This window comes from Buttiauxella agrestis (genome assembly GCF_900446255.1).
Taxonomy (GTDB): Bacteria; Pseudomonadota; Gammaproteobacteria; order Enterobacterales; family Enterobacteriaceae; genus Buttiauxella; species Buttiauxella agrestis.
In genome coordinates this window covers 346,352-359,858 of the sequence record NZ_UIGI01000001.1, presented here as the reverse complement: position 1 = coordinate 359,858, position 13,507 = coordinate 346,352, and the positions used below count along the sequence as shown (strand labels likewise).

Annotated in this window: 12 protein-coding genes; 2 read left to right on the top strand and 10 right to left on the bottom strand. The window is 51.1% G+C overall.

What is annotated here, in order from left to right:
• Positions 1 to 31 precede the first annotated feature (31 nt).
• The 9 genes from dam to pilM form a co-directional block, all read right to left on the bottom strand.
• Positions 32 to 850, bottom strand: a complete 819-nt coding sequence (gene dam, locus DY231_RS01670) for an adenine-specific DNA-methyltransferase (RefSeq protein WP_115627071.1) — start codon at positions 848 to 850, stop codon at positions 32 to 34.
• Positions 851 to 914: 64 nt separating this feature from the next.
• On the bottom strand, positions 915 to 2,231 hold the full coding sequence (damX, locus tag DY231_RS01665; RefSeq protein ID WP_115627070.1) for a cell division protein DamX: 1,317 nt from the start codon (positions 2,229 to 2,231) through the stop codon (positions 915 to 917).
• 97 nt (positions 2,232 to 2,328) lie between these two features.
• On the bottom strand, positions 2,329 to 3,417 hold the full coding sequence (gene aroB / locus DY231_RS01660; protein ID WP_115627069.1) for a 3-dehydroquinate synthase: 1,089 nt from the start codon (positions 3,415 to 3,417) through the stop codon (positions 2,329 to 2,331).
• A 60-nt stretch (positions 3,418 to 3,477) separates the two neighbouring features.
• Complete coding sequence (gene aroK, locus DY231_RS01655; RefSeq protein ID WP_034460280.1) at positions 3,478 to 3,999, bottom strand: shikimate kinase AroK; 522 nt, start codon at positions 3,997 to 3,999, stop codon at positions 3,478 to 3,480.
• A 318-nt stretch (positions 4,000 to 4,317) separates the two neighbouring features.
• Positions 4,318 to 5,565 carry a type IV pilus secretin PilQ gene (gene pilQ / locus DY231_RS01645; RefSeq protein ID WP_172588648.1) on the bottom strand — a complete coding sequence of 416 codons (1,248 nt, stop codon included), beginning with the start codon at positions 5,563 to 5,565 and terminating at the stop codon, positions 4,318 to 4,320.
• On the bottom strand, positions 5,504 to 5,890 hold the full coding sequence (locus DY231_RS01640; protein WP_115627068.1) for a HofP DNA utilization family protein: 387 nt from the start codon (positions 5,888 to 5,890) through the stop codon (positions 5,504 to 5,506). Before DY231_RS01640 ends, pilQ begins: the two co-directional genes overlap by 62 nt.
• The gene (locus DY231_RS01635; RefSeq protein WP_115627067.1) at positions 5,880 to 6,347 is read right to left on the bottom strand and encodes a HofO family protein; all 468 of its coding nucleotides are present in this window, start codon (positions 6,345 to 6,347) and stop codon (positions 5,880 to 5,882) included. The genes DY231_RS01640 and DY231_RS01635 overlap by 11 nt, the downstream gene beginning before the upstream one ends.
• Positions 6,331 to 6,885, bottom strand: coding sequence for a PilN domain-containing protein (locus tag DY231_RS01630; protein ID WP_115627066.1), 555 nt, complete (start codon positions 6,883 to 6,885; stop codon positions 6,331 to 6,333). Before DY231_RS01630 ends, DY231_RS01635 begins: the two co-directional genes overlap by 17 nt.
• A complete protein-coding gene (gene pilM, locus DY231_RS01625) occupies positions 6,882 to 7,706 on the bottom strand; it encodes a pilus assembly protein PilM (RefSeq protein WP_115627065.1) in 825 nt (274 codons plus the stop codon). The genes DY231_RS01630 and pilM overlap by 4 nt, the downstream gene beginning before the upstream one ends.
• A 119-nt stretch (positions 7,707 to 7,825) precedes the next feature.
• On the opposite strand from pilM, the gene mrcA reads away from it, so the two are divergent.
• Entirely contained in the window at positions 7,826 to 10,378 is a 2,553-nt protein-coding gene (gene mrcA, locus DY231_RS01620) for a peptidoglycan glycosyltransferase/peptidoglycan DD-transpeptidase MrcA (protein ID WP_115627064.1), read from the top strand.
• A 48-nt stretch (positions 10,379 to 10,426) separates the two neighbouring features.
• Here the strand turns inward: mrcA and nudE are convergent, their stop codons facing one another.
• Positions 10,427 to 10,987 (bottom strand): ADP compounds hydrolase NudE, encoded by a 561-nt coding sequence (nudE, locus tag DY231_RS01615; RefSeq protein WP_034499176.1) that lies wholly within the window; start codon positions 10,985 to 10,987, stop codon positions 10,427 to 10,429.
• A gap of 330 nt (positions 10,988 to 11,317) precedes the next feature.
• Here nudE and DY231_RS01610 point away from each other — a divergent pair, with 330 nt between their 5' ends.
• Entirely contained in the window at positions 11,318 to 13,459 is a 2,142-nt protein-coding gene (locus DY231_RS01610; protein ID WP_115627062.1) for an intracellular growth attenuator family protein, read from the top strand.
• The last annotated feature ends 48 nt before the right edge of the window (positions 13,460 to 13,507 follow it).

Here is a 13,507-nt window from a genome sequence, read left to right as displayed (position 1 = left end):
GCAAATCAAAAACGACTGCGGACGAAACGTCTCAGGCACCGACTTTATACAGCGCCAGCAGTTCGTCCACCTTGTTTCGTGCTCCACCATTTCGGCTAATACTGCGACGCACTTGTACAACATGCAGTTTTGCCTGGTGATACCACAACCGAGTGAGTTCAGTATCGTGATTGGAAATCAATACGGGAATGCGATTTCCCCGCAGGTTTTCCGCAAGCTGCGCCAGATGTTGCTGTTGCACCATGTTAAAGCTATCGGTGTGGTATGCAGTAAAATTAGCCGTTGCAGACAAAGGCGCATACGGCGGGTCGCAATAGACAACTGACCCGGCACTCACATCCGACATGCTGACATCGTACGACTGGCACAGGAATGTCGCGTTTTGTGCTCGTTCGGCAAAATGATACAACTCTTCTTCAGGGAAGTAGGGTTTGATATAGCGGCCAAACGGGACATTGAATTCACCACGTAGGTTATAACGACACAGGCCGTTGTAACAATGGCGGTTCAGATATAAAAACAGCAGCGCACGACGAAATTCATCTTTGCACTGGTTAAACTCGGCACGATTGAGATAAAACGACTGCTCGTCGTTTTGTTCAGCAGTAAAAAGTTTTCGGGACTCCTGAACGTACTCATCTGTGCGGGTTTTGACGATGTTATAGAGGTTAATCAGATCGCTATTGATATCTGCGAGGATATAGCGGGAGTAATCAGTATTCAGAAAGACTGAGCCGGCACCGACGAACGGCTCAATCAGACAATCACCTTTCGGCAGATACTTTTTAATGTCTTCGAGCAGGGGGTATTTCCCCCCCGCCCATTTCAGAAAAGCGCGATTTTTTTTCATGCTGCCTAACTATTTACACCTTTTCCTGCTGTGGAAAGGTTCCAACAGCGGCTGCGCTTGTTCATCACTTCAGATCAGACTGCACCTGATGGATAGGTTTTGCCCATGGGTTCTTGGCCTGAACATCAGCTGGCAATGTTGCAACGGCACGTTTTGCCTCATCTTTGTTGGCATAGATACCGCTAACCAAAACATACCACGGCTGGCCATTTCGCACCGTCTGGTAAACCATATAGTGTTGCAGATTCTCTTTCTTCGCCCAGGCATTCAAATTTGCTGAGTTTGAAGAAGAGCTAAGCTGCAAAGTGTAATGACTACCCGGCGCGCCTTTGATTGCGCCAGCATCACCGGCTACGGCACCTGTTGCTGCTGTTACTGGTGCAGCGGCAGCGGCTTTCGGTGCAGGTGCGGCTGCGGTTTCGGTTGCTTTCGGCGCAGTTGCAGTTGCAGTAACCGGAGCTTTCGCTGGTGCGGTCGCTGTTGGTGCTGGAGCAGCAACAGGCTCGCTACGTTTAGCTGTCGCAACCGGTTTTGGTTCTGCTTTCACGGCAGGCTGTTTAGCAGGCTGAGCTTTGTGTTGTGGCTCAATGACTGCAGTTTTACGTTCCTGACGAGGTGCGGCTTGCTTCACCGGCTCTGATTTCGCAACAGGACGCGGCGCTGGAGTCGCACCATTGCTGCCAGCTACTGCTGCAACGGTCGCTGGGGCCGTTGGTAATGTCGAGCTGTTCACTGCGTTATCAATCTGACCAGATTGTTGCGTCAGTGCATTATTCAAGTCGCCCGGGACTTCCACACGCTGCTGGCCCTGAGGTGCAGGCTGAGTCTGTGCTTCAGTGGGTGTTGAAGAAATGGCTGGAAGCGTCACTTCTTGTGGGTTACTTGCATTTTCTGTCTGATTAGTCGCAGCGGTATTACCTGGTTGTGGCTGTGCACCGTTAGCTTGATCGGCTGGGCTGCCACTGGAGCCAGATAAATCGATGTTTTTCTCCGCACCCGGCTGCTGATTTACAGTTTCGGTGTCGGTAGATGGGGCTTTAAGCGCCGAACCAATTCCAATGATCAACAGCAATAGCACAAGAATGCCAATGCCCATCATCAGATGCTGGCGGGATACTGGAACTTTAGGCTTAGCGGATTTCTTACGGGCGCGCGCCGGGCGACGTTCTTCTGCGTCAACTTGCAGGTTATCATCGCTCTCATACTCTTCTTCATCACGAGTACGGCGGGAACGCGCTGGACGAGGTTCGTCGGCATCTAACTCAACATCATCGACATTGATTTGCGGTTCACTTTCACGCTCATCAGCTCTACGGGTACGACCTGAACGGCGATCGCTTGGATCGGGTTTCAGTTCGTCTTCCGGTTTAAACTCATCCATTTAACACCCCACTCAAAGGCTTATGCCAGCGATTCAAACTCAGCACATCACCCGAAGTTAAAAATCGCCTGACAGCAGCGACCGAAATTTCTAATAATTAAGCCTGCTGACAATCAGCAATGGCGGACAAAACGACATCGTGTGGCACTCCGCCACGCATTTCACTCTTCCCGATTGCCAGTGGCAGCACTAAGCGCAGCTCACCAGCCAAAACTTTCTTGTCACGCATCATGTGGGGCATATACGCGTCGGCTGACATTTCTTTCGGCCCGGTGACTGGCAGCCCAGCACGTTGCAACAACTTAATGATTCGCTGTACATCGGCTTCGCTGAAGTTTCCAAGACGCTGAGCTGTTCGTGCTGCCATTACCATACCTGCGGCAACAGCTTCACCATGCAGCCAATTGCCATAGCCCATTTCAGCTTCTATAGCGTGACCAAAGGTGTGGCCCAAATTCAGTAAAGCACGTAAGCCGCTTTCGCGCTCGTCGGCGGCAACAACTTCCGCTTTAAGCTCACAACAACGGCGGATACACCAGGCCATAGCTTCACCATCAAGCGCCAGCAAGGCATCCAGGTTTTCCTCAAGCCAGTTGAAGAATTCACCGTCGAGAATAATTCCGTACTTAATCACCTCTGCCAGGCCAGATGCTAACTCCCGCGCCGGTAACGTATTCAGACAGTCGAGATCCACCACCACCGAAGCCGGTTGATAGAACGCGCCAATCATATTTTTACCAAGAGGGTGGTTAACGGCTGTTTTTCCGCCGACAGAAGAATCCACTTGCGAAAGCAATGTGGTTGGAACTTGAATAAAACGCACGCCGCGTTGATAGCTCGCCGCAGCAAAGCCAGTCAGGTCTCCAACGACACCGCCACCAAGGGCGATAAGTGTCGTATCACGACCATGTGGCTTTTCAAGCAACGCAGTAAAGACCGTGTCTAATACGGCGAGGCTTTTAAATTGTTCGCCATCCGGAAGGATGACGGAATCGACTTTAACGCCCGCCTGCTCAAGCACGCCACGCACCTTATCCAGGTAGAGCGGCGCCAGGGTTTCATTGGTCACCAGCATCGTTTGGTCGCCAGCTTTCAGCGGCCCAAAAGATGCCGAGTCACTAAATAACCCAGCAGCAATGGTGATAGGGTAACTACGTTCCCCGAGAGTGACTGTTAACCTCTCCATAACGCGAAGTCCACCTTGATGTTGCTTAGCCCGCAGGCGTTTTTATCGATTAAGCCAGAATCAGTTGCTTTCCAACATATTAATAATCTGGTTAGCAACCACTTTGGCACTTTGGTCGTCAGTGCGAATCGTCACATCAGCAATCTCTTCATAAAGAGGATTGCGTTCTTGAGCTAAGGCTTCAAGAACTTCACGCGGTGGAGTCTCAACTTGCAGTAATGGGCGCTTTTTATCACGCTGAGTACGGGCAAGCTGTTTTTCAATTGTGGTTTCAAGATACACCACAACTCCACGGGCGGAGAGACGGTTACGGGTCTCACGAGACTTCACAGAGCCGCCGCCAGTTGCCAGCACAATGCCCTGTTTTTCAGTGAGTTCGTTGATGATTTTTTCTTCGCGATCGCGGAAGCCGTCTTCGCCTTCAACGTCGAATACCCAGCCCACATCAGCTCCGGTACGTTTCTCAATCTCTTGATCAGAATCGAAAAATTCCATATTGAGTTGCTGAGCTAACTGACGCCCAATAGTGCTTTTGCCGGCACCCATAGGCCCAACCAGAAAGATATTGCGTTTCTCTGCCATTTTTTCGGTACTACTAAGACAATTCGTTGATGATAAACCCGCCCTGTTAAAACCAGGTGCAGCGGGACATGAACTGAAACCTCATAAGCGATAGTGCGAGAGTCAGACTGAAAATTATCTCAATACTCAAGGTGGTTTGGCAACCGATTATATTCCCCAGCGTTCTCGTGAAGGAGAAAATGCATAAATCAGGATTATCTGTCACAAACTTGAGCGTCTAGCCTCTCGAAACGGTACACCTTGTAAGCTAATTCCTCTCTGCCGTCAAACACCTGGGCATCGTTTCAAAGAAAAACTCAGCGCTGATGAACGAAAACGCTACGGAATAGGGATAAGTCTGGGCGTAATAAAGACAACTAATTCGCGACGCTGGTGATTTTTTGCGTCGTGGCGAAACAGGCTACCCACCAACGGTATTGAGCCGAGAATGGGAACACTATCACTACTGTCTTTGTTATGTTGCTGGAAAATCCCACCCAGTGCGAGGGTTTCACCATTTTTCACCGCGACCACCGTTTCTATCTCCTGTTTATCTATCGCCAGCACTTCGCCATCCGCTTGCTGAATACTTCTCCCCGGCATGTTTTGGCTGATGCGCAATTTTAAGCGAATGTTTCCATGGGGCTGAATCGTGGGGGTCACTTCCATCCCCAGAACAGCTTCTTTAAACTCGATGGACGTCGCCCCGCTTTCTCCGCTGGAAACCTGATAGGGAATTTCAGTGCCTTGTTTGATGCTTGCGGGTTGTTGATGAGCCGCCATCAAACGCGGACTGGCGATGATTTCTAATTGCTGTTGCTGCTCCAGAGCCGATAACTCAAGTTCCAGCAAACGCCCGTCAATGCGGGCAATATTAAACCCAACTTTTGTAGATGCATTGCTCACAGAAAGATCCGCCGAAATTCCCGTCGGCTGGTAGAGCTTGCTGTCACCCGCTTGCTCTGCTGCAGACCACTTCACGCCCAGTTCACGAAGCTTGTCCTGATTAATAGTGACGATATGGGCTTCGATTTCGACTTGCCCTATCGGTAAGTCCATTTCGCTCATCCAGTCTGCGACCTGCTTCAGTACCGTCTTATTGTCTCTGACAATAAGACGGTTCGTTCGCTTATCAACCGTCATGTTACCCTGCGGACTCAGGATCTTATTCCCCGATGATTTTAATGCCGCCGAGAGCTCCTCAGCATCTGCATGATGGGGAGCAAAGACCTGATAGAGCATAGGCTGCTCAAGCACTTGTTGCTTGCGTAATTCTAAAGCCTGCGCTTGCTGCTCGCGTTGCCGGGCCTTTGGCATCACCTGAATGACATTCCCGTCTCTCTGCTGGCTCAATTCCGCAGTATTCAACACAAGTTGAAATGCCTGCTTCCAGGGCACGTTGATCAAGTTAAGCGACAACATCCCTTCAACACCCGGCGCAATGAGGAGATTGATATTTTGGTTCTCAGCCAACGCCTGTAAAACTTGCGCGACCGGCGCGTTGTCCAGTATCAGAGAAACACCTTTATCGGCCCGGCTTGTGAAGGGCAGTAGCAGCGCCAGCAGCAGTACTCGTATCCATGGCATGATTTTTTCCTTTTATTTCCCAACGATAAGTTGCGGGCTGGCAGGTCAGGTCAATTTTTGCCGACACCCCCGCTTCATTCACACTTTCAATTCGCACACCAGGCGCGAGCTCGTTATCGACCTTGATTCGACGCCAGACTCCTTGAGGGCTCAGCATCAGCGCCGTGTTTGCTGCTGATGAACCAATCACGCCTTGCAAAACCCAGCCTGCAAGCTGTGCGCTTAATTTTTCACAAGGAGAAACCCGTGGCAGAAAAGGGTTTGCAGGCATCCCATGTGCGCAAGACATCACCATGAATAACCCCAACCACACGCTACGGTTCATCAGCAAACTCCATGGCCAGAACAAGTTTGAGTAATTCCCCTTGTGCCGTGATGGTGAATGAGTGACCGGCCACGACGCGATACTCAGCGAGGCGGGAAAATGACTCTGGCAATTTTTCCCATGGCAACAGCATCTCAAGAGTTCCCTGCTTCTCGTCTGGCTGCCATTTCAATAGTTTCCCCTGAGCTTGCCCAACAAACTCCGCCACAGAAAAAAAGGGAGCATTTGACGGCTCAAGCGGTGTACTGAGCGGTGTCAGTTTGCCTATTTTGTGGCGCACATCTGCCAGTTGCTGGCTCGTTAGCTCATTGCCCTTTTGCAATTGCTCCAACAAAGAATATTGCGGACGGATGAGGCATAACCACGCCACGAGTGCGGCTAGCGCGCCTATCGCAAGAAGTGAAGCGATGCGCAGCCATACGCCCCCGCGAAACCAGCGTTCAATTAGCCAGAGCATTCGCCACCTCGGACAACGTTAAAGTGAAAACAAAATTCATCCCGCCCTGCGCTTCATACTGAACTGCTCCGGTACGGACTGTGGCTACACCCCCAAGCTGAGCCAGCTCCTTTTCCAGTGCCTGCACGTCGTCCAGAAAACCTGCATGCCCTTTGATAACGAACTGATTTTTTTGCAGCGTTAAAGCAGACAACCACACGCCGGGAGGTAAAAGGCCAGCCAACTGTATTAATCGTCCATCCCAGACCTGAATGGCCCGCTGTTGCTGCGCGCGGGTTTGCTGTAATTGCAGCAGTTTTTGATTTTTTGCCTGCGCTAACAACCGCTTCTGGTAGATGTTTTTTAATGCGGGCAACATGTTGCCCAGATACTCTTTATTCACCTGCTGTTGGCTAATTTCCCAGGTTGAAAATTGCCTCACGCAAGCGACGAGTAGCGGGACAATGATTAAAATCAGCGCCAGCCATGCGCCCCAGCGTTGAGCGCGTTGTTGACGCTGCTTCTGACGCCAGGGGAGTAAGTTAATGAGCGGCGTCATCTGCACAACCCGCCGATGGCAAGCCCAATGGCTACCGTAAATGCCCCTCCATGGCGCGGTAATGGAGGCTGTAAACGTGACAACGCTTGCCACGCATCCATAATCATTGCTCCAGGCGGGAGTGGCTCAGGCTGAGAATGACTCAAAGCGACAAACTGTGGCTCGGTGTTGAGTTGCTGACACAAATCTAAAATCGTCGGGACGGCATCCGTATCGGCCCACCCCCAACGCGGCATCACCTCTGTCGAGGCCCACAGCCAGTGGTTGTGCTCACGATGGACAAGATATTGGCATTTCTCCAGATGGCACGGCGTAATGAGCGCCGGCAATGCACTGGCTCCTGGGGTTAATGTTGCGGGGAAGAGCCGTAACTGCGCTAAGCTCTTTAGCAATAACGCGGCATCTGTCTGCCGAGCAGCAACAATCACATGCGCGTCTGCAACATCTTGTGACGCTAAATAATCCCAACACAATTGGGCTGGCGACATTTGTAACTGGCGGGCAGTTGCTGAGGCGATATACGCTTCGCTTGCCGGTTCGCTAAGGCGTTTATCGGGGATTGGAACCGGGCGTTGCAACGTTCGCTGGGTAGGAAAAGAGACGCGTAATTGATGACGCAACGGTAATTCTTTTCGCCACGCTGACAAGACGTTAGTCAGCGCTTCAGTATTAATTAACAAACCATCACGAAAGGTGCCTTCGGGCAGTGAAAATTGCCACCAGTGCCGAAGCTGCCATCCTTGCCGTTGACGCTGTACCGCCACAGCACGAATACTTTCATGTTGAATATCCAGGCCAATTTGCCAGGTTGTGAACACCATGTTTACGATCTCCTTATCGCCGGTTACGGAAAATGCCATACCAATGCCACTGGCTTGCCTTTATACTACCGCGCGGTTGTTTATAAACTGCCCAATGGAAACGTAATGGGAAATTTAAGGTGAAGTTCGTAAAGTATTTATTAATCCTTGCAGTATGTTGCATTCTGCTGGGAGCAGGCTCGATCTTCGGGCTCTACAAATTTATTGAGCCGCAATTGCCTGATGTCGCCACGCTTAAAGATGTGCGACTCCAGATTCCAATGCAGGTTTATAGCGCTGATGGCGAGCTAATCGCTCAATACGGTGAGAAACGTCGTATTCCGGTAACGCTCGAACAAATTCCACCTGTGATGGTGAAAGCGTTCATTGCGACCGAAGACAGCCGTTTCTACGAACACCATGGCGTTGATCCGGTCGGGATTTTCCGCGCCGCCAGTGTGGCTCTGTTTTCAGGCCATGCCTCGCAGGGTGCAAGTACCATCACGCAACAGCTGGCTCGTAACTTCTTCTTAAGCCCTGAACGCACGCTGATGCGTAAGATTAAGGAAGTGTTCCTTGCGATTCGTATTGAACAGCTACTGACCAAAGACGAAATCCTCGAGTTGTACCTCAACAAGATTTATCTCGGTTATCGCGCTTATGGCGTGGGTGCCGCAGCACAAGTCTATTTTGGTAAGTCCGTTGATCAACTGACACTCAGTGAAATGGCGGTGATTGCCGGCTTGCCAAAAGCGCCGTCAACATTTAACCCGCTTTACTCGATGGATAGAGCGACTTCCCGCCGTAATGTGGTGCTCTCGCGCATGTTGAGCGAAAACTACATTACCCAGGCGCAATATGACGAAGCGCGTAATCAGCCAATCGATGCGAATTATCACGCCCCGGAAATCGCGTTTTCTGCGCCGTATCTTTCTGAATTAGTGCGCCAGGATATGGTCGCCAAATACGGAGAGAAGGCTTACGAAGATGGCTACAAGGTTTACACCACCATCACCCGTAGGACGCAGCAAGCCGCACAACAAGCTGTTCGTAACAACGTTATGGCTTATGACATGCGCCACGGTTATCGCGGCCCGTCAAATGTGTTGTGGAAGGTGGGCGAAACGGCGTGGGATAAAACCAAAATTGTCGATTCATTAAAGAACCTGCCGGTTTATGGTCCTTTATTCCCGGCCGTGATTACCCAGACTTCGCCAACTGAAGCCACGGCATTGCTGGCCGATGGCAGCGCTGTTGCCCTGAATATGGAAGGTATGCGCTGGGCACGACCGTACCGCTCTGATACCGCGCAAGGCCCAACGCCACGCAAAGTGACCGACGTGGTGCAAGCCGGTCAGCAAGTGTGGGTGCGCAAAGTTGACGAAAGCTGGTGGCTTGGACAAGTCCCGGACGTGAACTCCGCCCTGGTTTCTATTAACCCGCATGACGGTGCCGTTGTGGCGCTGGTGGGCGGTTTTGATTTCAACCAGAGCAAGTTTAACCGCGCTACACAAGCATTGCGCCAGGTTGGCTCCAACATTAAACCGTTCCTGTATACCGCAGCCATGGACAAAGGTTTGACGCTGGCGAGCGTGCTCAATGATGTGCCGATTTCCCGCTGGGATGCCGGTGCCGGTTCCGACTGGCGTCCGAAAAACTCGCCACCGGAGTATGCAGGCCCAATCAGATTACGCCAGGGTCTTGGTCAGTCGAAAAACGTTGTGATGGTGCGCGCGATGCGTGCTATGGGCGTTGATTACGCGGCGGAATACCTGCAACGCTTTGGTTTCCCTGCGCAAAACATCGTGCATACCGAGTCCCTTGCCTTAGGTTCAGCATCATTCACACCGATGCAGGTCGCGCGCGGATACTCGGTCATGGCTAACGGCGGTTTCCTGGTTGACCCTTATTACATCTCAAAAATTGAGAATGAAATTGGTGGCACCATCTTCGAAGCGAAACCGAAAGTCGCCTGCGCAGATTGTGATATTCCAGTGATTTACGGCGAAACGCAGAAGTCTAACGTTTTGGAAAATAAGGATGTTGAAGACGTCGCGCAGTCTCAGGAAACACAGAATGCCAGCGTTCCAATGCCGAAGCTTGAACAAGCTAACAGCGAGCTGGTTGCCCAAAGCAGCCCGCCGGAGTATGCACCACATGTCATCAACACGCCGCTGGCGTTCCTGATTAAAAGCGCGCTTAACTCGAATATCTACGGCGAGCCAGGTTGGCAAGGTACCGGCTGGCGTGCTGGCCGTGACCTGAAGCGTAATGATATCGGTGGTAAAACCGGTACCACCAACAGCTCGAAAGATGCCTGGTTCTCAGGCTATGGGCCTGGTGTTGTGACGTCGGTATGGATTGGCTTTGACGATCATCGCCGTGACCTTGGACGAACCTCCGCATCAGGTGCAATCAAAGATCAGATCTCAGGTTACGAAGGTGGCGCGAAGAGTGCTCAACCGGCGTGGGATGATTTCATGAAAGCGGCTCTGGAAGGCGTACCAGAAGAACCCTTAACCCCACCGCCAGGTATCGTCACGGTAAATATTGACCGTTATACCGGCCAGTTGGCGAATGGTGGAAGTAGCCGTCCTGAGTTCTTTATTGAGGGCACCCAACCGACGCAGCAGGCGGTGCATGAAGTGGGAACCACGATAATTGATAACGGCGAAAGCCACGAGTTGTTCTAGAACGAGACGTCACCCGCCTCATTTTGAGGCGGGTGAGTTAAAAAGGTTTTACAAACGCCCCTGCTCTTTCAGCCATTCCCGCACCAGGAAGAGCGCACTGACATTTCGCGCCTCGCTAAAATCTTCTTCATTCAGCAAATCGAGCAGTGACTCCAGCGGCCAACGCACTTGCGGCAACTCTTCTGGCTCATCGCCTTCCAGAGATTCCGGATAGAGATCTTCCGCAATCACGATATTCATTTTGCTTGAGAAATAAGACGGCGCCATGGTCAGCTTTTTCAGGAACGTTAACTGATTAGCTCCAAAGCCCACCTCTTCTTTCAGCTCTCGATTTGCCGCTTCAAAAACAGTCTCGCCCGGATCGATTAATCCTTTAGAAAAACCGAGTTCATAAGATTCCGTTCCAACCGCGTATTCGCGAATCAAAATCAAATGATTATCAACGATAGGGACTATCATTACAGCTTCGCGCGCGGACGGGCGCATGCGCTCGTAGACACGGCGCACACCGTTGCTGAATTCCAGGTCCACCGTTTCGACATTAAACAGCCGAGAACGGGCCACGGTTTCAACATGTAAAATGGTCGGTTTTTGTAATGGTTTGCTCATCGTGAAAGGGGCTAACAGTAAATGCAGGTGCACCATTGTGCGTTATGCCACATATCTCACGCAACGGACATTGGTTATTATTTACATTCCTGCAACTTTAAGTGATTTTTCAAGACCTCTGTTACATGTCAATAGCCAGCAAATGAAATAGGAATTTGCTGATATTTCTCGCAAAGTCGCTTTGCTAACATTATGTTACAGCAGCCTATATACATAAAAATGCCTCAAGTTTGAGGTCAGGTCTGCCGATAATGATTTTTACGCCCGTATGCTGTAAGGGGTGCAACTTGCTGCGTTTTAATAAGAAAACGAGTGTTTGATGGGGAAGGCATGAGCACCTTATTACTTCTTTTAGCTGCTATGCTGGCCTGCATCTTAATTGCGGGGTGGCTCGTATGGCGCAGCCTGCGCTTACGCGCTCGTTTATCACAAGCCCAATCGTTTAGTGGTGCAACTTCTCGTAAGTTGACCGCGGATGAACGCGCCGCAGTTGAAAACTATATTGAATCCTTAGCTCGCACGCAAAACATCGTGGGGCCTTCTGGCGCCAGTGCGGCACCCGCAAAGCTGGTTCTTAACTCCCTCAGTAACACGGCACTTTCTCTTACTCGCTCTATTACCCGTTATGGTTTATCCACAGATGACCCCAACAAGTGGCGCTATTACCTTGATTCTATAGAGGTTCACCTTCCGCCATTCTGGGAGCAGTACATTACCAACGATAACTACGTTGAGTTAATTCGTACTGAAACCATGCCCCTGGTTATCTCCCTGAACGGGCACACGCTTATTGAATACAGCAGTGAAAACCGTGGCTTCGCCCTGGAACAAGACCCACATAGTCAGGCTTCGATTCGCGGTGAAGAAAGCGAACAAATAGAGCTACTGAATATCCGCCAGGAGACACCAGAAGAGTATGCATTAAGCCGCCCCGATGGCTTACGTGAAGCGATTCTGATTTGTGTGGCTTTCATCATGCTGTTTTTGTGTCTGGTGACGCCTCCTGTCGTTTTGCCCTGGTTGGTGGGCGGCGCATTTATGCTGCTGGCAGCAAGTCTTTGGGGGCTGTTTGCTCCACCTGCCAAAAATACGTTGCGTGAAGTCCACTGCTTACGCGGCACGCCTAAGCGCTGGGGGCTGTTTGGCGAGTCGAATCAGGATCAAATCAACAATATTTCATTAGGGATAATTGACCTGATTTACCCTGCTCACTGGCAGCCGTATGTGGCTCAGGATCTCGGGCAGAAAACGGATATCGACATTTATCTTGATCGGCATGTACTCCGCCAGGGGCGCTTCTTATCGCTGCATGACGAAGTGCGCAACTTCCCTATCCAACATTGGGTACGCAACCTGGTGATTGCAGGCGGAAGCTTAATCGTTCTGCTGATGCTGACTATTTGGGTGCCGCTGGAAATGCCGTTAAAACTGAGCATCTCCTGGTTGAAAGGCGCACAAACCATTGAAGCCACCACTGTCGCAGACCTCAACAAAACGGCGCTGCGGGTTGGCGACACGCTGAAAGTTAACGGCACTGGCATGTGCAACATTCATACTCCAGGCAACTACATCACGCGGCAAACTTACCCATTTACGCCGTTCGATTGCTCGCAAATTATCTGGAACACCGCGCAGTCTTTGCCGGTGCCTGAATCGGATATCATGGATAAAGCCACCGCGCTGACTCAGGCCGTCAGTGGGCAAATTCACCCGCAGACCAGTGAAGATTCAAAGGTGAACCCACAATTACGCGATGCCATTCAGAAATCAGGCATGGTGTTACTGGATGATTTTGCCGGGATTGTATTGAAAACACAGGCGCTGTGTACCGCAGCAGACGAATGTGTACGTCTGAAAAATGCGCTGGTAAACCTTGGGAATACTAAAGATTGGGATGCACTCACCAAAAAGGCTGATTCAGGAAAACTCACTGGCGTGAATGTCTTGCTGCGCCCGGTCAGTGCTGAGTCGCTTGATAACCTGGTCACCACGTCTACGGCTCCCTTCTTTATCCGTGAAACGGCTCGCGCGGCACAAGCGTTGAACAGCCCCGCCCCTGCCGGGTACGTAATTATCAACGATGAAGGCAGCGACATGGTAGACCAGCCGCTCCCGCCGGTTCCGTTATATGACATTCCGGCACAAGAACAATGGGGGGAGTTCCAGCGTCTGGCCGAAATGCTACTTAAAACGCCATTTAGCGCCGAAGGAATTATTACCGGTATTAAACAAGATGCGAACGGCACACAACATATCACGCTGCACAAAATCCCGGACAGCAGCAGTCTGTGGCGCTACATCAGCACTACATTGCTGCTCATCTGTATGATTGCTTGCCTGTTGATCAATGGAGTGCTGGCGATTCGCCGCTTCCGCCGCAGCCGCAGCCGCCTGGCGCAAATCCAGCAGTACTACGACAACTGCATGAATCCCTCGTTAACGACGATCTCCGCCGTCCGCCCGCTGTTCTAAACTTCACGCGGCAGGTTGTGCTAACCTGTCGCGCAGTTTCCTCTAATC